The sequence below is a fragment of the Pseudomonas moraviensis genome (genome assembly GCF_900105805.1).
GTDB lineage: Bacteria > Pseudomonadota > Gammaproteobacteria > Pseudomonadales > Pseudomonadaceae > Aquipseudomonas > Aquipseudomonas moraviensis_A.
The window spans coordinates 5231702-5252915 of record NZ_LT629788.1 but is presented as its reverse complement, the minus strand read 5'-3'; the positions used below and the strand labels follow the sequence as shown (position 1 = coordinate 5252915).

Below are 21214 nucleotides of genomic sequence, written 5' to 3'. Positions count from 1 at the left end.
GTCCTCAGCCTTGGTACGAATCGCAGAAAGCTTGCGCTTCGGCGACGTCGAGTGTGCCTTCGTAGATCGCCCGGCCTGTGATCGCGCCGATGATGCCCGGCGCCTTGGCGTCAAGCAGCGACTTGATGTCACCCAGATTGTGGATGCCGCCGGAAGCGATCACCGGAATCTTCGTCGCAGCGGCCAGAGCAGCGGTGAACGGTACGTTGCAGCCCTGCATCATGCCGTCTTTGGCGATGTCGGTATAAACAATCGACGACACGCCGTCGGCTTCGAACTGCCTGGCCAGATCGATCACCTGTACGGTGCTGATTTCAGCCCAGCCATCGGTGGCGACGAAACCGTCTTTGGCATCCAGACCGACGATGATCTTGCCCGGGAAGGCACGGCAGGCTTCAGCGACGAACGCAGGATCCTTTACGGCTTTGGTGCCGATGATCACGTAGCTCACGCCGGCCTTGACGTAATGCTCAATGGTTTTCAGCGAGCGGATGCCGCCACCGATCTGGATCGGCAGGGTCGGGTAGCGCTTGGCGATCGCGGTGACCACTTCGCCGTTGACCGGCTGACCTTCGAACGCGCCGTTGAGGTCGACCAGATGCAGACGGCGGCAACCGCCCTCCACCCACTTGGCAGCCATGCTCACCGGGTCATCGGAGAACACCGTGGAATCTTCCATGCGGCCCTGGCGCAGACGTACGCAGGCACCGTCTTTGAGATCGATAGCGGGGATAATCAGCATGCTTTTTCCTTCGTCAAAAGAGCGGCAAGCTGCAAGCCATAAGCTGCAAGCGCGCACGCGCGTCTATCTCTTGCAGCTCGCAGCTTGACGCTTGCCGCTGCTCTTAATTTTTTTCGAGCGCCCACAGGTCGCTTTCGATGCTTTCAAACCGCTCCTTGAGGTGGGTCTGCACATCGAAAATCGCCCTGTTGTAATAGTGCGGAGCAATTTCGCGGGTAAACAGCTCAAGAATTTCCGCCGCTTCGAACGAACCCAGGTCGAGTTCGAAACGGTCTTCCATGAACCGCTGAATCTTGCGATTGGCCTCGCTCTCCTGCTCGGGAGTGAGGGTCAGGATCGGCGGTTTGGACTTCTTGCCAGCCATTTACCAGCGACCGTCCCATGCGGCGAAGTTCTGCAGCAATTGCAGGCCGTGGGTATGGCTCTTCTCCGGGTGGAACTGCACGGCGAAGCGCGAGCCATCGGCCAGCGCTGCGGCGAAATCGACACCGTAATGACCGCTGCCCACCACCTGCCGCCCATTGGCGGCGGCGATGTAGTAGCTGTGCACGAAGTAGAAACGCGCCAGATCCGGGATGTCGTGCCACAGCGGGTGACTGATGTTCTGCTTCACCTCATTCCAGCCCATGTGCGGGACCTTCAGGTGCTCGCCGTCTTCGTGCAGGTCCTTGCCGAAGAACTTCACCGCGCCCGGGAACAGGCCGATGCAGTCAACGCCATCATTCTCTTCGCTGCTGTCGAGCAAGGCTTGCATGCCGACGCAGATGCCGAGGAATGGCCGATCCTGGCTGACCTCACGGACCAGCGAATCGAAGCCGAGCCGACGGATCTCCGCCATGCAATCGCGAATCGCGCCAACGCCGGGGAATACCACGCGGTCGGCTTCACGAATCACGTTCGCATCGCTGGTGATCAGCACCTTGCCAGCGCCGACGTGCTCAAGCGCTTTGGCCACTGAGTGCAGGTTGCCCATGCCGTAGTCGATAACTGCAACCGTCTGCATTACAGCACGCCTTTGGTCGATGGCATTTGCCCGGCCATGCGTTCGTCCAGCTCGACGGCCATGCGCAGGGCGCGGCCGAATGCCTTGAACACGGTTTCGATCTGGTGGTGAGTGTTGGTGCCGCGCAGGTTGTCGATGTGCACACTGACCAGCGCGTGGTTGACGAAGCCCTGGAAGAATTCCTGGAACAGGTCAACGTCGAAGCCACCGACGGTGGCGCGGGTGTACGGCACGTGCATCTGCAGGCCCGGGCGACCGGAGAAATCGATCACCACGCGCGACAGCGCTTCATCGAGCGGCACGTAGGCATGGCCGTAGCGACGGATGCCTTTCTTGTCGCCGATGGCTTTGGCGAAGGCCTGGCCGAGGGTGATACCGACGTCTTCCACCGTATGGTGGTCGTCGATATGCAGATCGCCCTTGCATTCGATATCCAGATCGATCAACCCGTGACGGGCGATCTGATCCAGCATGTGCTCAAGAAAAGGAACGCCGATATCGAATCGGGCCTTTCCGGTGCCATCAAGGTTGATCGAGGCTTTGATCTGGGTTTCCAGAGTGTCGCGCTCGACAGACGCCTTACGTTCGGCCATCACCAGCTCCGCAAAATCATTGGGCGAAAAAGGCAGCCATTATAGGCACGCGAGGCGCAAACAGAAACACGAGAGGAGAGATGCCTGACGGATAGAACGCCCGGCTGTCGCGGGTAGACATGTCCATACAAGCCATTACAGGCACGCCAAAAACAACTGTAGGAGTGAGCCGGCTCGCGATGAGGACCTGGCAATCAACATTTCTGTGACTGTCAGACCGCTATCGCGAGCAGGCTCACTCCTACAGGGGTACTGCCTTTTTACTTAGTGAAACAATACCGCCGTTTTCTGCAGGGTCACCCACACACCCCACGCCAACGGAATACCCACCACCAGCCAGGCAGCGATTGCCAGAGGCTTGGTGCCCGGCGCCGCTTTCCACTCCAGAACGGTGCTGGCATCAGCACCCTTGTCGTGGCCCAGCGCCTGTTCGGCGGCCAGTTCAGCGTCGGTCATGAAGTACTTGTCAGCGACTGGGCGCACCATCAGGTTGCACAGGAAGCCCAGCACCAGCAGGCCGGCGAGGATGTACAGAGTGATGTCGTAGGCAGCTGCGCGTTCCACGCCGATGCTCAACTGATATTCACGCAGGTAGTTCACCAGCACCGGACCGAGCACACCGGCAGCAGCCCAGGCAGTCAGCAGACGACCGTGGATTGCACCGACCATCTGCGTACCGAACAGGTCGGCCAGATAGGCCGGCACCGTGGCAAAACCACCGCCGTACATCGACAGGATGATGCAGAACGCCGCCACGAACAGCGCAACGTTGCCCAAGTGACCCAGGTTCGGAATCAGTGCGTACAGGGCAAAACCCAAGGCGAAGAACACGAAATAGGTGTTTTTGCGGCCCAGGTAATCCGAGAAAGAGGCCCAGAAGAAGCGGCCACCGATGTTGAACAGGCTCAGCAGACCGGTGAAGCCCGCCGCGATCGCCGCGATCGAAGCCAGTTGGCCGGCGTCGAGTTGACCGAACGGCACGTCAACGCCCAGCAACTTGCCGCCAAACACTTCCTGCAACAGTGGCGAAGCCATGCCGAGGATGCCGATACCCGCCGACACGTTCAGGCACAGCACCAGCCAGACCAGACGGAATTGTGGAGTTTTCCACGCTACGTTCACGTGAACGTGACGGTTGGTGATCATCGCGTTCGAAGCTTTCTTTGCCGGAGCGGTCCAGCCTTCAGGCTTCCAGCCGGTTGGCGGCACGCGGTAGGACAATGCGCCACCGATCATGAACACGAAGTAGATGGCCGCCATGGCCACGAAGCTTTGCCATACGCCCACGCCTTCTGGCGAAGCGAAGTGGCTCATCAGCGCAGTCGCCAACGGCGCACCGACCATCGCGCCGCCACCGAAGCCCATGATTGCCATGCCGGTCGCCATGCCGCGCTTGTCCGGGAACCACTTGATCAGGGTCGATACCGGCGAGATATAGCCCAGGCCCAGACCGATGCCGCCGATCACGCCCGAGCCGATCCACATCAGCCAGATCTGGTGGGTATAGATACCCAGCGCGGAAATCAGCAGACCGCCACACCAGCACAGCGCCGACACCACGCCCGCTTTACGAGGACCGGCGTGTTCCAGCCAGCCACCCCAGATCGCTGCCGAGCAGCCGAGGAAGATGAAGAACAGCGTGTAGATCCAGCCGAGCATGGAGATCGGCCAGTCGCAGTTCGACGAAAATACCTGTGCGATGAAGCTCATGTCCGGTGCGCAAGCCACCGGCGCGGTAACGCCCAGTGCCTTGGACAGCGGCAACCAGAACACCGAGAAGCCGTAGGCCATGCCGATGCACAGGTGAATGGCCAAAGCGGCCGGTGGAACCAGCCAGCGGTTGAAACCGGGCTTGGCGATGATGCGTTCCTTGGACAGGAACGCAGGCTGGTCGGCTCTGAGGCCGTCCGCCGTGATGCTCGTGCTCATTGTGTATCCCCCAATTGTTAGTATGGTTCGCCAGCCACTGCTCACCCTCGGCCTTATGCACGCAGGCATGACCGTTTTTTTAGGTGAAGCTCCTTGATGGCGCGACGTTAAGTCGCAGACGGGCGGACGAACTGGCGAAGGTTACCATTCTCAGGTGACAGAAAAACCAAACTGATATCACCTTTTTTCAAGTCATCTGTTCTCGTACGACTCGGGAAGCCGCCAACCCCGCGTCTGCAAAGGCACCACGCCGTTTGCTACTTGTCCCATTTATGCGTGCGAAAAGTTACCCGTCGCCATGGCGGGGCTGAACGACTGGTGAACCAAGCGCAAAAAATGGCGTCGCAAGCCGGGGCCGGATTGCGCCCTCTGGCGCCCGCCGGGCATCCTCAAGCGCAGGCACCGGTAGCGAAGTTGCAGGTGCCACCGCCGACCCTCGGCAGATGACGCCACACCGAACCGGGTGCTTGCAGCGCTATACTCCCCGGCCAAATGACGAATTCGACTAACTACAAGGACTCGCCCATGAAAGCGTTCGGCAAAATCCTGGGTCTGGTACTTCTCGGGCTGTTGCTGATCATTGTGGCGGCAGGTTTTGCCCTGACCCACCTCTTCGATCCCAACGACTACAAAGACGAGATCCGCCAGATAGCCCGCGACAAGGCCCACATCGAGCTGACGCTCAATGGCGATATCGGCTGGAGCCTGTTCCCGTGGCTCGGCCTGGAACTGCACGAAGCCAGCGTCGCCACCCTGGCCAAACCCGCCGAACCGTTTGCCGATTTGCAGATGCTCGGTCTGTCCGTCCGCGTCCTGCCGTTGTTGCGCCGTGAAGTGCAGATGAGCGATGTGCGCGTCGAAGGCCTCAACCTGCGCCTGAACCGTGACAAGAACGGCCACGGCAACTGGGAAGATATCGGCAAGGTGCCTGTAGCGCCCGGCTCGACGCCACCCGCCACACCGGGCACGACTGCCAGCGAGCCGACCGTCGCCGTGGAAAAACCGGCGCAGCCGATCCGCCTCGACATCGACAGCCTGACCGTCAACAACGCCCGCGTTGAATACACCGATGAGCTGACCGGCAAGCAGTTCAGCGCCGAAAGCATTCAGCTGAGCACCGGCCCGGTGCACGACTCGACCAACATCCCGGTGAAGGCCACCGCGTTCCTCGGCACCAATCAACCGGTGTTGCGCGTGCGCACCGAGCTCAACGGCGAATTGCGCTTCGAGCGCGCGCTGCAACGCTACAAATTCGAAGACCTGAAGCTGACCGGCGAACTCGCTGGCGATCCGTTGCAAGGCAAGACCATGACTTTCTCCGCCCAGGGCCAGTTGTTGCTGGACAAGGCAGCGAACGTCGCCGAATGGACCGGCATCAAGATTTCCGCCAACCAGTTGCGTGCCTTGGGTGAGCTGAAAGCCAACGACCTCGACAAGACGCCGCAGATCAGCGGGGGCATTTCCATCGCCCAGTTCGATCTGGCGAAATTCGTCGACAGCATCGGCCAGACACTGCCGGCGATGGGCGAAGGCAGCCTGAGCAAAGTCGAACTGGTCAGCCGCGTCGCCGCCACGCCGACCAGTCTGTCGTTCGACAACATCAACCTGAAACTCGATGACAGCAGCTTCAGCGGCCGCATCGCCATCGAGGATTTCGCCAAACAGTCGCTGCGCGCCATTCTTAAGGCCGACACATTCAACGTCGACCGCTACCTGCCCCCGAAATCGGCCCAGGCCAACAGCGCCACGCAAACGCGTCAGGCCGAAGTCGCCAGCACCGAGGCCGGCGCGGTGGCAGGCACCACGCCGCTGCCGGACAAACCGAGCAAAACCGCCTGGAGCACCGAGCGCCTGCTGCCGGTGGAACGCCTGGCGAAACTGGACGTAGATGCCGACCTGACTTTCGGCCAGCTGACTCTCGACAAACTGCCGATCCAGAACGCCGCGCTCAAAGCCACCGGCCAGGGCGGCTTGCTGACGCTGACTAACCTGAGTGGTGATCTGTACAACGGCGGCTTCGTCGCCAACGGCACCCTCGACGTGCGCCCAAGCGCGCCGGTGCTGAACCTGCAGACCCGCCTCAATCGCGTGCCGGCGGAAAAAATCATCGAAAGCCAGGGCAAGAATCCCCCGGTCAAAGGCCTGGTAACGCTGACCAGCAGCCTCACCGGCAGCGGCAATAGCCAACAGGCGCTGATCGATACGCTCAACGGCAACGCCAGCTTCGTCATCAACAACGGCGTGCTGCTCAACGCCAATCTTGAACAGCAATTGTGCAAAGGCATCGCCACCCTCAATCGCAAGACCCTCAGTGGCGAGCCGCGCGGCAAGGACACACCGTTCGAAGAGCTCAAGGGCAACCTGACCGTGCGCAACGGCGTCGCCAGCAACCCGGACCTGAAAGTGCGCATCCCCGGCATGACCGTCAACGGTGACGGCGATATCGACCTGCGCGTTTTGGGCATGGATTACCGCGTCGGCATCATCGTCGAGGGCGACACCAGCGCCATGCCCGACCCGGCCTGTCAGGTCGGCGAGAAGTTCGTCGGCATCGAGTGGCCGCTGCGCTGCCGTGGCCCGCTGGAACTGGGCGCCAAGGCCTGCCGCGTCGACAATGACCGTCTCGGTCAGGTCGCCAGCAAAATGGCCGGCAACAAACTGAGCGAGAAGATCGACGAGAAACTGGGGGACAAAGTCAGCCCGGAACTGAAAAACGCATTGAAGGGGCTGTTCAAGCGATGACAGCGGAGCAGTTTTCCACGGCGGTGCTGGAGTGGTTCGACCGCCATGGCCGCCACGATTTGCCGTGGCAGCAGGACATCAACCCGTACCGGGTGTGGGTGTCCGAGATCATGTTGCAGCAGACCCAGGTCAGCACCGTGCTCAATTACTTCGAGCGTTTCATGGCAGCGCTGCCGACGGTCGAAGCGCTGGCTGAAGCGCCGGAAGACGAGGTGCTGCACCTGTGGACCGGGCTGGGTTACTACACTCGCGCACGCAATCTGCAGAAGACCGCGAAGATCGTCGTCAGCCAGTACGGTGGCGAATTCCCGCGTGACGTGGAAAAACTCACCGAGCTACCGGGGATCGGTCTGTCCACCGCCGGCGCGATCGCCAGCATCAGCATGGGCCTGCGCGCGCCGATCCTCGACGGCAACGTCAAACGCGTGCTGGCGCGCTTCACGGCGCAAGAGGGCTACCCCGGCGAACCGAAGGTCGCCAGACAGCTGTGGGCCAACGCCGAGCGGTTCACCCCGCACGACCGGGTCAACGCCTACACCCAGGCGATGATGGATCTCGGCGCTACACTCTGCACGCGCAGCAAGCCGAGTTGCCTGCTGTGTCCGCTCAAGCGCGGCTGTGAAGCGCACATGCTTGGCCTGGAAACCCGCTACCCGATTCCCAAGCCGCGCAAGGCCATTCCGCAGAAACGCACGCTGATGCCGATGCTGGCCAATGGCGAAGGCGCAATTCTGCTTTACCGCCGCCCGTCTACGGGCCTGTGGGGCGGTCTGTGGAGCCTGCCGGAACTGGATGATCTGGAAGACCTGCAGCATCTGGCCGATCAGCACTCGCTGACCATGGGTCAGCAGCAAGCGCTGCCGAGCCTGGTTCACACGTTCAGCCATTTCCAGTTATCCATCGAACCGTGGCTGGTTCAGGTGCAGGAAGCCAGCCATCACGTGGCCGAGGCCGACTGGCTCTGGTATAACCTCGCCACCCCGCCGCGCCTGGGCCTTGCTGCCCCGGTCAAGACCTTGCTCGAACGCGCGGCCGCCGTCTTGAATGCAGGAGAGTCGCCATGACCCGCACCGTAATGTGCCGCAAGTACAAAGAAGAACTGCCCGCGCTGGAACGCGCCCCTTTCCCGGGGGCCAAGGGCCAGGATATTTTCGACCACGTCTCCGCCAAGGCCTGGGCCGACTGGCAGAAACACCAGACCCTGCTGATCAACGAAAAGCGTCTGAACATGATGAACGCCGAAGATCGCAAATACCTGCAGGGCGAAATGGACAAGTACTTCTCCGGCGAGGAATACGCCAAGGCCGAAGGCTATGTGCCGCCAGCCGAATAACCTGCATATTTCGTAAGCGACGGAATTAATTTAAGAAATTTTCAAAAAGTCGTTGACGTAAATTCGAAAAACCCTTTTAATGCGCCCCGTTGCCCAGATAGCTCAGTCGGTAGAGCAGGGGATTGAAAATCCCCGTGTCGGCGGTTCGATTCCGTCTCTGGGCACCAAATACCGAAAACCCTGAATCGCAAGATTCAGGGTTTTTTTATGCCTGCGATTTCCTGACGGTGAAAAATTGCTGACATCTTGCCTGTCTCTGGATGCCTGACATTCGCTAGCGAGACAGCGGCATGTTAAAGATGGCAGGCAAGCCGTAGGTTGCCACTAGAACTGTATGGATGTACAGTTTCAGCAACCAAGCGCAGATTGAGACCTGCCATTCGGACGAACCGGATGATACTGTGCTTGACTAACCTATTACCGAGCCGATAATTCGGCACCATTTTCAGCATGTCCCTATGGATTGGGGAAAGGGGTTTAATTGTGATCTTCAGCGAACAAAAAGTAGCCCAGATGGCGGCTTACTTTTTGCAAAGACGCGGCGGACGCATGGCCTACATAAAACTCATGAAGCTGCTGTACCTAGCGGATCGTGAGTCGATGGATCGCTATAGCGCCCCCATTTCGCACGATTCGCATGTCTCAATGGCGCAGGGACCTGTCCTCTCTGCAACGCTTAATCTCATCACTGGACAAATTCAGTCGCCTATCTGGCGAAGCTGGATAACCTCCGAAGCGCAATTCGAAGTCTCTCTCAGCCGCGGCCCCACTGACATTGAGGAACTGGACGAGTTGTCCGATGCAGACATTGAGATCTTGGATCATGTCTGGGATCAGTTTGGGCGAATGAAGCGCTGGGAGCTTGTGGATTACACTCATGACCACCTGCCGGAATGGATCGACCCAGGGCGTTCCTCTACTCCCATCAATCCTCGAGCAGTGTTCAGGGCGCTAGGCAAGGACGAGAATCAGGCAGAAGCGCTGGCTCGAGAATTGTTTGAGCGTAAAAGTCTAGGAAGGGCGGTTTCTGAGTTGATCTGATGCCAGGGAATATTTTAAGGAAAGGAACTCTACTGATACTCAGCGGCCCGGCCAACCATCTCCATATCGTGATGAATGACCCTGTTTATTCACATGAACATGGGTACGAAGGTGTTTTGGCTGTAAACATTTCCTCAATCAAGGCGGGGATTTACCATGATCCTTCATGCATTTTGACTACGGAATGTCATCCTTATGTACGTTGGGATAGCTGGGTGGTGTACAAAGAAGCTGCTGTCTTTGACGCATCTCGGCTTGATATGAAAGTGGACGCCGGGGAAATCGTAGCTCATCACCCTGTGAGTGATGGCTTGTATGAACGAATTCGAGCTGGTTTCGATGTCTCCAGACATCTTCCAAGGAAGATCGGCAGATTTATCCGTCAGAATAATTTCTAAAAAATACGAGCTCGGAGCCTAATCCGAAACCCCTGAATCGCAAGATTCAGGGGTTTTTATGCCTGCGATTTGATCCCCCTCCTCTCTTGGCCCTTCGATACACCCGGATTCCAGCTGTACTGGAAAAAACCGGAAATCTGTATCTCTCCGCGCAGATGGCGTTTCGCCAATACTTCAAGCAAGCCTTGGCGAGCCAATGACTGGCTCTACTTTGCGCCCCGCAACACTCTGGACTCCTGTAGCCCTCAGAGCGCAAAAACCTGATTTTTTGAATCGATCGGCGTCGCCCGCAAGGTCACTTCCTGTCCAGCAAAAAAATCTGAAATCCAACCCACAGGCGAACTGCAGTTACTGCTTTTCAAACATTCCAGGATGAATGCTGGCGCCCCCGTGCGCCCGGCAAAAGAGCGAAACGGACGACGTATGATCAAGCAACTCATCAATGAAGACAGTTATGTGCAGATCGGCGATCTTTGCAGCGCAACGATCCAGCTGAAAATCGAAGGACTGAATCCCGCCGGCTCTATCAAGCTGAAGACCGCGCACGCGCTGATCGCTGATCTTGAAGTCCGCGGACTGATCAACCACAAGACCCGCCTTATCGAATCCTCATCGGGGAATCTGGGCGTTGCGCTGGCCATGGTCTGCGCCGCCAAGGGTTACAAGTTCGTTTGCGTAATCGACCCGAATATTTCCGCGCCGAACCGCAAGCTGATTCACGCCCTGGGCGCGCAAATGCTCATGGTCGATCAGCGTGACGAGAATGGCGGTTACCTGAATTCGCGGATTCGCCTGATCGAACAACTGGTCGCTGACAATGCCGACTACATCTGGCTCAACCAGTACAAGAATCCGACCAACCCTCTCGTCCACTATCAAGCGACTGCCAAGTCCATCGCGCACAAGTTTCCCCAAGTGGATTACCTGTTCGTCGGCGCGGGTACCACCGGCACGCTGATGGGCTGCAAGAACTACTTCGCCGAACATCATCCGCAGACCAAAGTCATTGCCGTCGATACCGTTGGCTCGGTGACGTTCGGCCTGCCGGGCGGCACGCGCCATATTCCGGGGCTCGGCACCAGCCGCCTGCCGGAGATATTCGAGTCGTCGGGCATTCATGACTTCCTGTCGATTCCCGAGGAACAGACGATCAAAGTCTGCCGTTGGCTGGCGCAACGCTACGGCCTGCTCTTCGGCGGCTCCACCGGCACTGTGCTCGCCGGCATCCGCCAGTGGGCGGCGCATATCCGGCCCGACGATATCGTGGTGGCGATCTCCCCCGACATGGGCGAGCGCTATCTCGAAACCATCTATTGCGACGACTGGGTCACCCAGCGGATCGGCGCAACCGCACTGCAGCCCCTTTTTCCTGAAATCGCTCTGGCACTCTCGGCGTAATCCTCATGACCACACAGAATCTGATCCAACCGTTCCACGTCATCCCCGGCGCTGTCGTCAAAGACATCCTCAACGGGCTGCGGCATGCAACCATCGACATGGTGGCGCAGACCTACCTGACCCACGAGCGTGGCGAAACCGTTAACCCCGACAGTTACTTTTTGCGTTTCCCTGCGCAACCGGCGAACCGGATCATTGCGCTGCCGGCGGCCATCGTCGACAGCGAGGGCGATCAATCCGTCTCCGGGATCAAGTGGATTGCCAGTTATCCCGACAACATCAAGTCAGGCATTCCCCGCGCATCTGCCGTGCTGATTCTCAACGACCCGCAGACCGGTTACCCCTATGCCTTGCTCGAAGGTGCACTGATCAGCGCCGTGCGCACGGCGGCGTCGGCGGTATTGGGTGCCTGGTGGCTGAATGGCCAGAACCGGCACGCGGCGACACTTTCGATCATTGGTGGCGGGGTAATCTCAAGGAATATCGTCGAGACTTTCGTCGCCGACGACTGGTCCTTCGACAGTGTGGGCATTCACGATCTCAACGCCGAGTCGGCGCAAGCCCTCGCGGAATTTGGCGAACAAATGGGCCTGCCGGACGTACGCCTGCTGTCGCTCGAAGAAGCACTGACTGCCGACATCGTGGTGTTCGCCACCAGCGCGGGCGAGCCGTACGTAAAAGGCCACGGCACGTTCCGCCCGGGGCAGATTGTTCTGAACATCTCGCTGCGGGATATCGGCGCCGAAATCATCGAGGAAAGTTACAACTACTTCGACGACATCACCCATTGCCTGAAGGCCAATACTTCACCGCATCTGGCCGAGCAGCAATACGGCCATCGCGACTTTGTCACTGGCACAGTGGCGCAGCTGATTCGCGGCGACCTGCATGTCGCCCAAGACAAACCGCTGATCTATTCGCCATTCGGCATGGGCATTCTCGATCTCGCGATTGGCCGGATGATCCACGACATTGCGGTCGCGGCCGGTACGGCAATTGTCATCCCGTCATTTTTTGGCGAGGAGCGCGGATGGTGAAGGCGCCTGTGCACATCGGTCTGGTCGGCTGCGGTTCGCGCGGATTGTCGATATTCGAGCGCCTGTTGAGCCGCGCTGAGGAACGCCCGCAACAACCGGTGGTCATCGACATCTTCGAGCCCAACGTGCTCGGCAGCGGCGCGCACTGGCCCGATCAACCGGACTACCTGTTGCTCAACACCGTCGCCGGTCAGCTCGGGGTATTTCCCGACGCAGCAGCGTTCGGTGATCTGACTGACGCCCGGGAACGGCCAGGGCCGGACTTTCTCGCGTGGTGCCGAGCGCAGCACGTCAAGGTTGACCCCGACAGTGGCCTGCTCGCCGCCGACGGTCGCGACGTCGAGCCGGAGGATTTTCTGCCACGGCACCTGCTCGGCGCTTATCTGGCCGACGCCTTCACGCGGATCCTCGCGACAGCACCCGGCTGGGTCACGGTCAATCTGCATCGGCATCAGGTCACAGCGGTCGAGCGCAACGAGAATCAGCAATACATTCTGCTAACCGCCCAAGGCACTGCGGTGACGGTGGATCGTCTGGTGCTGACCGTCGGCCACACCGGGCGCCTGCGCGTGGCGGGGCAGAACCGGGTCGATAACATCTATCCGCTGCCCGGCAGCCTCACCACCGTCGAGCCCGGCGAAACGGTATTGATCGAAGGGTTGGGCCTGGGCGCCATGGACACCCTGGCGGCGCTGACTGCTGGCAGAGGCGGGATCTACAAACCCATGGCCAATGGCAGTCACACTTACCAGCCTTCGGGTCAGGAGCCGGTGATCTGCATTCAGTCGCGGGACGGGCTGCCTTTTCGTACTCGCCCCAACGGCTTGATTGGCTGCCTGCGCCACACCGCTGTGCTGCTGACGAGCGAGCGTATCGAATCGTTGCGGGTCAACGCCCACAACCGCCGGCTGGATTTCGAACGGGATATTCTGCCGCTGATGCTGCTGGAGATGCGTGCCGCTGCGGTCGCCGTCCTGCATAAACCCTCAGCGCCACAACAACTGCTTGAGCAGCTCAGAACCGTCAGCGTTGCCGGCCCCGCGGGTGTGGCCGCTTGTGAAGCCTTGCTGCGCGAGTTCGAAGCGATTGCCGGCGCAATCAGTCCGCTGGAGCTGATCAGCCACAAACTCCCCGACAGCGTCACGCCTTACAACTATCACGCATGGATTTACGACACCCTCGAAGCCGACTTGCTGGAAGCGCGTCTGGGACGCGGCGCGTCGCCGATCAAAGCCGCTATCGAAGTCTGGCGCGACTTGCGTGACCGGCTGCGTGAGGCGGTCGATTTCGACGGGCTCACCGAAGATTCGCATCGGCAGTTCTATGGCCGCTGGCACAAGGCGATCAATCGTCTGGTCGCCGGCCCGCAGAAGGAGCGCCACGCCGATCTGCTCGCGCTGTGTGATGCCGGCCTGCTGACCTTCCTCAAGCCCGGCTCACGCCCCGCGATCGAACACTTCAAGCGAGTCGCCGGTTACGTCCAGAGCAGCGGCGTCACCCACAGCGACTGCGCACCGGTGCGCGACCTCGCGCGCCTGGGCCTTGTGCGGCCGCGCACCGATGTGCCGGGCATCGACGGCATCGATGTCGACGCGGCGTCCAACCCCAAGTCGAACAGCGGCGAAGCGGTGCGTGACATCTGGGTGCTGGGCCCGCTCGCTGAAGGCTCCTGTTATTACAACCACTACGTCACCTCGGCGGGCGCACCTTCGCGGCTGTTCATGGACGCCCATCGAGTCGCCACCGCAATCCTTGAGACAGGAACCCGCGCATGAAACTTTACTATCAGACGCATTCGCCGTACGCCCGCAAGGTACTGGTGCTGGCTCACGAACTTGGCATCGCATCGAGCCTTGAGGTGATACATCACGAGACCAGCCCGACTTCACCCAACGCGACCATTTACCAAGCCAACCCCTTGGGTAAAGTGCCGGTGCTGATGCTGCCCGACGACACCGCACTGTTCGATTCCATCGTGATTTGCGAATACCTCGATGACCTGAGCGACGGCCGCAAATTCATCCCGGCAAGCGGCCCCGAGCGCTACAAGGCGTTGCGCCTGCAGGCATTGGCGCAGGGCATGTGCGACGTCGGCATCAAGCTGCGCTGGGAAGTCGAGCGCCGCCCCGAGGCTTTGCGCTACCCGGCGTACGCGGACGGCCAGGCATACAAACTCAAGGAGGCTTACCGCTTCATCGAAGAACACGTCGACCTCAATGGCCCGATCACCGTCGGCCACATCGCCTTGGCGACGGCGCTGGACTGGATCGCTTTCCGTCAACTCTCGGATTTCTCGGCGCAAGGACGCCTGAGCGAGTGGTATCAGACGTTCTGCCAGCGCGCTTCCATGCGGGCGACCGAGTACAGCGGACAGACGCACGATTAAGCCAAGGAAACCGCTATGAGCTCTCTCTTGCTGCAAATGTCACCGATCGCGCTGGTGATCGCGCTGATTCTGATCGTCCGGCGTCCGCCGGTACAGGCGGCGCTGGCCGGTGTGGTGCTGGTGCTGGTGCTGTGGGCACTGGGCGCTGCCGGACCGGTGTCGGCGGCGATCTCCTCGGCGATTTTTCAAGACACCACGATCCTGTTTCTCAGCACGGCGTGTGTAATCGTCCCGGGGCTGGCCTTCGTCATTCTGGTCGAGCGCGGCGGCGCGCCACAGGCCATCGGCGCGTGGGTCAAGGAACTCGGCTGGACACCCCCGGCGCAGGTGATTTTCATCGTGCTGGGGCTGGCACCGCTGCTGGAAGCGATGACCGGCTTCGGCGTTTCGCTGATCGCCACGGTGCCGCTGCTGATGGGGCTTTTCACTCGCCAATCGGGGATGAAAATCGCTCTCGCCGGAATGGTGATCATGCCGTGGGGCACGCTGGGTCTGGCGACGGTGATCGGTGCCTTGCTGGCGCATTTGCCGGCGCAATCCCTCGGTAGCCATTCGGCGCTGATCAGCGCGCCGGTGTTCCTCTGCCTGGCGTCGCTGGCCTTGTGGCAGGCCGGCATCCGCAGGATCACACCGTGGCTGGGGCTGCTTGTCGTGACTGCCCTGTTCGTTGCCGTGCTGTATTGCGTCAACCTGTGGGTCGGCCCGGAAGTTTCCGGCGTGCTGGCCGGGCTGGCCGTGGCTTGCGTCGGCCTCGGCATCTCCTGGGCGCAACGGAAAAAACTGGTGCGCTGGCCGCATGCGGCATGGCCTTATCTGGCCTTGCTGGGAGTGATTGTGGCGTCGCGCGGACTGTTCGTGCTGTCGGGCTGGGATGGCCTGTGGGTCGTCAGGGGCGAACACGTTTCATGGAAGCCGCTGGCGTCTCCAGGGCTGGCGCTGCTGATCGTGACCGTGCTGATGGCGTTCAGGCAAACCGCGGGTGCCGGCTTCCCGTGGCAAGCGCTGTTCAACCGGGCGAAGTTTCCGGTCACGACAATCTTCCTGTTCCTGCTGCTCTCCCAAGTGATGGTCAACGCCGGATTTCTCGCCGAGGCGCAAAGCGCGTTGCAATCCATGTCGGGTATTTCGCTGGCGCCGACGATCGCTCTGCTGGCGGGGATTGCCGGTTATGTCACCGGCTCCAACGTCGGCGGCAACACGCTGGTGATGCCGTCCATTGCCGCGCTGAGCAGCGAACACGGGCCGTGGCTGGCGGCAATGGTCAACAGCGCCGCCGGCCATGGCGCACTTGGCTCGCTGTCGATCCTGTCGTTGATCACCGGACTTGCCGGTGCCAACCGCCAGGAAGAAAACAGCCTGATCCGCTTCGCCTTCGGTCTGGTGGCGCTGAACATCGTCATAGTTGCTGCAACGGGGATCGTTTTGCTCTACTTTCTGTGAATTGTTTCGAAACATCACAGAGAACTTATGGACAGGTTTGATTTGCCGGACAAGCGCTGGCGGATAGTCAAGGACTGGATTATTCGCCAGATAGACAGCGGTGACCTGGCGGCCGAAGCGAAACTGCCGTCGATCCGCGTTCTGGCGCGGATGTTCGAGACCAGCATCACCACGGTGCAACGGGCGCTGGCCGATCTCGAGGCCGACGCCTACGTCTCGACGGTGCCGCGCGTCGGCTACTTCGTCTCGGCATCAGGGCGGGCAAAACCGTCCGGCGCTTTCGACTTTTCCAGTGTCACCGTCAACGTCAATCATGCGGTGGTCGCGATGCTCTCCGAAGCGGCCTCGCGCACCACCGCATCGCTGAATTCGGCGGTTCTGCACAGCGATCTCACGCCCAACGTGCTGCTCAACAAATGCCTCTCGGTGCTGGCTGCCAAGACTGACAACGCGCTGAGCGGCCTGGTCGCGCCACCCGGCCTTCCCGCCCTGCGAAGGCGTATTGCCGGCCTGATGCTGACTCGCGGTGTTGTCTGCGGGCCGGACGACATTCTGGTGACATCGGGCGACACCATCGCTCTCGAACTGGCCCTCGAAGCCGTCGCGTCGAAAGGCGCTACAGTCGCCATCGAAACCCCGACCTATTACGGCATCCTGCAGACCATCGAACGCCTGGGCATGCGCGCCCTGCCGATCCGCACCGACGGCCGTACGGGCCTGGATGTCGATCATCTGGAAGAAGCACTGAAACAGAAAAAAGTCGCGGTGATTTTTCTCAACCCGACGTTGCAGAATCCGCGTGGCTTCATCATGCCCGACGAAGCGCGCGCGCGCCTTTCAAGGATCGCCCGGGAAGCGGATGTGCCGATCATCGAAGACGACATCTTCTTCGACCTGGTGCCCGAGGCTGATCGGCCGCGCGCCATCAAGAGCTACGACACCAGCGGCCAGACGATCTACTGTTCGTCGTTTTCCAAAACCATTGCGCCGGGTTATCGCGTCGGCTGGTGTCTGGCCGGAAAATACCGCAATGCCATCCTCGCGCAGATGTTTTCGCGCAACCTGGCCGTGTCCAGCCTTGCGCAAAATGTCCTCAATGAATTCATCGGCCGCGGCTACATGGACGAACACTGCGCCAGATTGAGATCGCAACTGTCCTCGCTGGCGAGTTTTGTCGATGCGCTGGTGCGCACGGATTTCCCGGCCGGGACCCTCTATGTGCCACCTCGCGGCGGCTTCATTCACTGGATCGAAATGCCTGCGAACACCGACATGCGGGCATTGCAACAACTGGCCACGGAGCGCGGTTGCCACGTGGCTGGCAGCGGCATCTTTTTCGCCGACGGCCAGGCTTCCACAGGCGTGCGCATCTGCCTTGGCACCACCCTGACCCCGGCGGTGATCGGTATTCTCAAGGTGATTGCCGAATGCGCCCACCTTGCCGCATGCCCAACCAGCCTGCAGCCGATGCCGACTGAACAACTTCAAGAGCCGGCAGTTTCCTGACCGGCTTGCGCGAGCCCCGCTTCATGAATCAGAAAAGAACCCGTATTCGCTTGCCGCATCCCCTGCCGTACAGGCCGAGCCGCTGGACATTCTGGCTGACGGTGCTCGCTGGCGTGCTGATCGCCTTTGCCGTGTGTCTTTCGATCTACATGCTCATCGAAAGCTGGATCAGCGGTTCCATTACCACCAGCAATCGCGGGCCGCGCAGCACCTACACCTTGGCACTGCAACCTCGGCGATATTGGTTCGAGTTCGTGTGGCAGAGCTTCTGGACCTCGTTCATGTTGGCCATCGGCGTGTTCGGGCTGTGGGTTTATCGCAAAGGGCGGATGCGTGAGCAGAGGCCTAAGGGCAAGCGCTCGCGATGATGCAACTGAGGTGCTTTTTTAAGCAGCCTTTTACCTGCCTTTTCCCCTCCTTCAAGCGCAACACCAGATCGCTCACCGAAGCGTTGCCAAATCTGCGGCGATCGACCGGGCAAAAGTACGAAATGGACTACGGACATTTACTCTGTTACGCGCCTTCCGGTGGCAATATCCTGCGACGCCAATCCGGCTTTCCTTCCAAACTCGCAGGTTCGCCCGACATACCTGCGTCGACATCACCGGCATGCTTGCGTCTCTGTTTCCAGAACGCGGAAAACCCGATGACCCAGCTAAAACCCGCTGAAACCCAAGACCCGAAAATCCATTCACTGCTGGGCGAACTGGGCGAGCTGATTCGCCAGGCGCGGCAAAAAGTGCTACGCGCGGTCGATACGATCCAAGTGCAGACCTGTTGGCAAATCGGCCGGCATATCGTCGATTTCGAACAGAAAGGCGCTCAGCGTGCGGGTTATGGCCAGCAGTTGCTCGCGCTGCTGGCGAAGGATCTCACGGGGCAATTCGGGAAGGGATTTGATGAGCGCAATCTGCGATATATGCGTAGCTTTTATCAGTCTTTTCCAATTTGGAACGCAGTGCGTTCCGAATTGAGCTGGACCCACTACCGCCGCCTGCTACGCGTCGAGAACGAGAAAGCGCGCCTGTGGTACATGAACGAATGCGCCGACCTCAACTGGTCAAGCCGCGCCCTTGATCGTCAGATCCTGACGCTCTACTACGAGCGCCTGCTGATGAGTCAGGACAAAGCCGAGGTGGTCGAGGAAGCCACGACCAACATCGACGCGATAAAATGCAATCCGCGGGAATTCATTCGCGATCCGGTCATGCTCGAATTCCTCGGCCTGCCCTCGGCAGGCAAAGTCAGGGAAAGCGGACTCGAACAAGCACTCATCGACCACTTGCAGAGCTTTCTGCTTGAACTTGGCAAAGGCTTTTCCTTTGTCGCCCGCCAACAACGCATCAGCACTGACGGCGTCGACCTCTATATCGATCTGGTGTTCTACAACTTCCTGCTCAAGTGCTTCGTGATCATCGACCTGAAACGCGGCAAGCTCAGCGCCCGCGATGTCGGGCAGATGGACATGTATGTGCGCATGTACGACGAGCTCAAGCGCAGCGAAGGTGACAAGCCAACCGTCGGTATCATTCTCAGCGCGGAAAGCAATGACTCGGTGGCGCGCTATTCCATGCTCAAAGGCAATGAGCAACTGTTCGCCAGCAGCTACAAGACGATACTGCCGAGCGAAGAAGAGTTACGTGCTGAACTCAACCGCGAACAGGCGTTGATCGAAGAACGCATGCTCATTCAATCCAGTGAATGAACCGGCCGGATTGTTCTTGATCAGCGCGGCGACTAAGGTTGGCACCTAACCGCCGAGGTCAAGCACCATGCGCTGTCAGCAGACATCCGATGTGGGCGACCCAGAATTGAGCCAAGCAGCTTTGACTGTAACTAAAGCTACGCCCTTCAAGGAAACCGCAGCCGACGGCTACGCACTCGGGGGCTTCACCTGGCGCCACAGTTCGCCCGATCCTCAGCGCCCGGTGGTCATCATCAACCCTGCCACCTCCGTGCGCTGTCGGCACTATTCACGATTCGCGGCCTATCTGTTCAGCCACGGCTTCGACGTGATGACCTACGACTATCGGGGCATCGGCGAATCGCGCGGCGAGTCGATCAAAGGGCTGCGTACCTCGTGGACCGATTGGGGTGCGCTGGATTTCCAAGCGATGCTCAACCGCGCGCATCGGGAGTTTCCCGGTCAGCCAATCGATGTGGTCGGGCACAGTTTCGGTGGTTGCGCGGCCGGTCTGGCCGCATCGGGCACGGTCATCCGACGGCTGGTTACCGTCGGGGCGCAGTTCGCTTACTGGCGCGATTACGCCCCTGAACAGCGCTGGCGGATGTTCGGCAAGTGGCATGTGCTCATGCCTTTGATGGCGCTGCTCTGCGGCTATTTTCCAGGCAAGCGGCTCGGCTGGCTGGAGGACACGCCCACCGGCGTAGTCCGCGACTGGAGCACGCCTACCGCACGTTACGAGCAACGCCCAAGCGGTCGCGCGCTGATGAAAAAGTCGGGCGCCCTGCCCTTCGCCAATGTCCGCGCGCAGACCCTGGCCATCAGCCTCGGCGACGATCCTTACGGCACGATCCCGGCGATCGAACGCCTGCTCGCCTACTTCAGCAACGCGACAAAAACTCACCTGCGCATCGAGCCGCAGGACATCGGCGAACAACAAGTCGGACATTTCGGCTTTTTTCGTAGCGCATACCAAGCCACACTATGGCCCATCGCTCTGACCTGGCTGCAGACCGGCGCACTGGCCCTCGACACACCCGGACGGCCAGTCCCGCGCAGTTAAGCCCTTTTCCACGCACGACGGAACACACCATGGCCTCCGCCAACAAGCAGCAAAAACGCGCCGCCCGGGCCAAGACCAAGGCCAAGCAGAACCGCACCAAACGCGCCGAAGCGCCGGTCGAGCTGGACCCGAACGACGACCGCATCGATTTCGAATCGGTGGATCTGACCGAACTGTTCAAGAAAATGATCGACGCCGAAAAGATCAGCCAACAGGCCATGTGCACGGCGTTCCTTGAAGACCCACTGCTGGAACTGGTCTATGAGCAGGAAGGTGAAGAAGGCGCGATGGATTTCATCCTCGCCGCGCTGATCGAGTATCGCCAGTGGTCGCAGGAAACCGACGAGGCTGGCGCGCTGGCGTGGATCGAATCCCCGGCCTTCCAGGCTGACTATGTAGCGGCATCCGACGCGATCGCCGCACAAACCCAACAGAAGAACTGAGCTCCCATGGCATCCCTGAACAAGCAACAGAAACGCGCCAAACGCGCCAAGGCCAAAGCCAAGCAGATCCGTATGGTCGGGCGCAAACCGCTGGATCAGGATGAAGACCTCGGCCACCTCGCCGAGCCGATCCCGGAATACACCCTGGCGATGTTCAGCAAAATGCGCGACGCCGAAGCCGTCAGCCGCAACGAAATGCTGTTGACCCTGCTGCGCGAGCTGGCCTTCATCATCGTCGATCATCCTGAACTGCTCGATCTGGAAAACGCCGACAACGAAGGCATGGCCGCTACTCACCTGGCCGCCGACATGCTCATCGACTACCGCATGTGGGCCGACGGAATGACCATCGAACAAGCCCAGGCCTGGCTGAGCGAGCCGCAGTTCATTACGGATTTCGGGGTGGCGCTGGATGCTTATGGGAAGTCGGTAGAGACCCAGGAAGACAAGAGCGAATAAGCCCTTCTCAGAAACAA

The 21214-nt window shown here is 60.1% G+C and carries 20 protein-coding genes, 1 tRNA gene and 1 pseudogene; 17 read left to right on the top strand and 5 right to left on the bottom strand.

Annotation, left to right across the window (positions count from 1 at the left end; translation table 11 throughout):
- Positions 1-4: 4 nt before the first annotated feature.
- The 5 genes from hisA to BLU71_RS23590 form a co-directional block, all read right to left on the bottom strand.
- Entirely contained in the window at positions 5-742 is a 738-nt protein-coding gene (hisA, locus tag BLU71_RS23610; RefSeq protein WP_083353999.1) for a 1-(5-phosphoribosyl)-5-[(5-phosphoribosylamino)methylideneamino]imidazole-4-carboxamide isomerase, read from the bottom strand.
- Positions 743-845: 103 nt separating this feature from the next.
- Positions 846-1106, bottom strand: a complete 261-nt coding sequence (locus BLU71_RS23605; RefSeq protein WP_042608637.1) for a DUF2164 domain-containing protein — start codon at positions 1104-1106, stop codon at positions 846-848.
- Complete coding sequence (hisH, locus tag BLU71_RS23600) at positions 1107-1745, bottom strand: imidazole glycerol phosphate synthase subunit HisH (protein WP_042608636.1); 639 nt, start codon at positions 1743-1745, stop codon at positions 1107-1109. It abuts the gene before it with no gap.
- A complete protein-coding gene (gene hisB, locus BLU71_RS23595) occupies positions 1745-2338 on the bottom strand; it encodes an imidazoleglycerol-phosphate dehydratase HisB (protein ID WP_016772125.1) in 594 nt (197 codons plus the stop codon). The genes hisH and hisB overlap by 1 nt, the downstream gene beginning before the upstream one ends.
- Before the next feature lie 264 nt (positions 2339-2602).
- A complete protein-coding gene (locus tag BLU71_RS23590) occupies positions 2603-4267 on the bottom strand; it encodes an OFA family MFS transporter (RefSeq protein WP_083353998.1) in 1665 nt (554 codons plus the stop codon).
- A gap of 228 nt (positions 4268-4495) precedes the next feature.
- Here BLU71_RS23590 and BLU71_RS23585 point away from each other — a divergent pair.
- The 17 genes and pseudogenes from BLU71_RS23585 to BLU71_RS23500 all read left to right on the top strand — a co-directional run.
- Positions 4496-4714 (top strand): annotated as a pseudogene (locus BLU71_RS23585) (acetyl-CoA sensor PanZ family protein); the annotation flags it as partial.
- Positions 4715-4792: 78 nt separating this feature from the next.
- The gene (locus BLU71_RS23580) at positions 4793-7009 is read left to right on the top strand and encodes an AsmA family protein (RefSeq protein WP_083353997.1); all 2217 of its coding nucleotides are present in this window, start codon (positions 4793-4795) and stop codon (positions 7007-7009) included.
- Entirely contained in the window at positions 7006-8073 is a 1068-nt protein-coding gene (gene mutY / locus BLU71_RS23575) for an A/G-specific adenine glycosylase (protein ID WP_042608633.1), read from the top strand. Before BLU71_RS23580 ends, mutY begins: the two co-directional genes overlap by 4 nt.
- The gene (locus BLU71_RS23570) at positions 8070-8342 is read left to right on the top strand and encodes an oxidative damage protection protein (RefSeq protein WP_016772129.1); all 273 of its coding nucleotides are present in this window, start codon (positions 8070-8072) and stop codon (positions 8340-8342) included. The genes mutY and BLU71_RS23570 overlap by 4 nt, the downstream gene beginning before the upstream one ends.
- 91 nt (positions 8343-8433) lie before the next feature.
- Positions 8434-8509 (top strand) — tRNA-Phe (locus BLU71_RS23565).
- Between the two features lie 316 nt (positions 8510-8825).
- Complete coding sequence (locus BLU71_RS23560; protein ID WP_231982436.1) at positions 8826-9383, top strand: Panacea domain-containing protein; 558 nt, start codon at positions 8826-8828, stop codon at positions 9381-9383.
- A gap of 821 nt (positions 9384-10204) precedes the next feature.
- A complete protein-coding gene (sbnA, locus tag BLU71_RS28025) occupies positions 10205-11179 on the top strand; it encodes a 2,3-diaminopropionate biosynthesis protein SbnA (protein ID WP_083353996.1) in 975 nt (324 codons plus the stop codon).
- A 5-nt stretch (positions 11180-11184) separates the two neighbouring features.
- On the top strand, positions 11185-12216 hold the full coding sequence (gene sbnB, locus BLU71_RS28020) for a 2,3-diaminopropionate biosynthesis protein SbnB (protein WP_083353995.1): 1032 nt from the start codon (positions 11185-11187) through the stop codon (positions 12214-12216).
- A complete protein-coding gene (locus BLU71_RS23540) occupies positions 12210-13991 on the top strand; it encodes an FAD/NAD(P)-binding protein (RefSeq protein ID WP_083353994.1) in 1782 nt (593 codons plus the stop codon). The genes sbnB and BLU71_RS23540 overlap by 7 nt, the downstream gene beginning before the upstream one ends.
- Positions 13988-14602 (top strand): glutathione S-transferase family protein, encoded by a 615-nt coding sequence (locus BLU71_RS23535; protein ID WP_042608630.1) that lies wholly within the window; start codon positions 13988-13990, stop codon positions 14600-14602. Before BLU71_RS23540 ends, BLU71_RS23535 begins: the two co-directional genes overlap by 4 nt.
- 15 nt (positions 14603-14617) lie before the next feature.
- Positions 14618-16042, top strand: coding sequence for an L-lactate permease (locus tag BLU71_RS23530; RefSeq protein WP_083353993.1), 1425 nt, complete (start codon positions 14618-14620; stop codon positions 16040-16042).
- Between the two features lie 27 nt (positions 16043-16069).
- Positions 16070-17548, top strand: coding sequence for a PLP-dependent aminotransferase family protein (locus tag BLU71_RS23525; protein ID WP_065615401.1), 1479 nt, complete (start codon positions 16070-16072; stop codon positions 17546-17548).
- Between the two features lie 23 nt (positions 17549-17571).
- On the top strand, positions 17572-17916 hold the full coding sequence (locus BLU71_RS23520; protein WP_065615400.1) for a hypothetical protein: 345 nt from the start codon (positions 17572-17574) through the stop codon (positions 17914-17916).
- Between the two features lie 278 nt (positions 17917-18194).
- A complete protein-coding gene (locus BLU71_RS23515; RefSeq protein ID WP_065615399.1) occupies positions 18195-19253 on the top strand; it encodes a PDDEXK nuclease domain-containing protein in 1059 nt (352 codons plus the stop codon).
- Between the two features lie 121 nt (positions 19254-19374).
- On the top strand, positions 19375-20295 hold the full coding sequence (locus tag BLU71_RS23510) for an alpha/beta fold hydrolase (RefSeq protein ID WP_227973465.1): 921 nt from the start codon (positions 19375-19377) through the stop codon (positions 20293-20295).
- A 29-nt stretch (positions 20296-20324) separates the two neighbouring features.
- Positions 20325-20738: a hypothetical protein gene (locus BLU71_RS23505; RefSeq protein ID WP_042608625.1), complete on the top strand. Its 414-nt coding sequence runs from the start codon at positions 20325-20327 to the stop codon at positions 20736-20738.
- Positions 20739-20744: 6 nt separating this feature from the next.
- Entirely contained in the window at positions 20745-21197 is a 453-nt protein-coding gene (locus BLU71_RS23500) for a hypothetical protein (RefSeq protein ID WP_065615398.1), read from the top strand.
- Positions 21198-21214 lie beyond the last annotated feature (17 nt).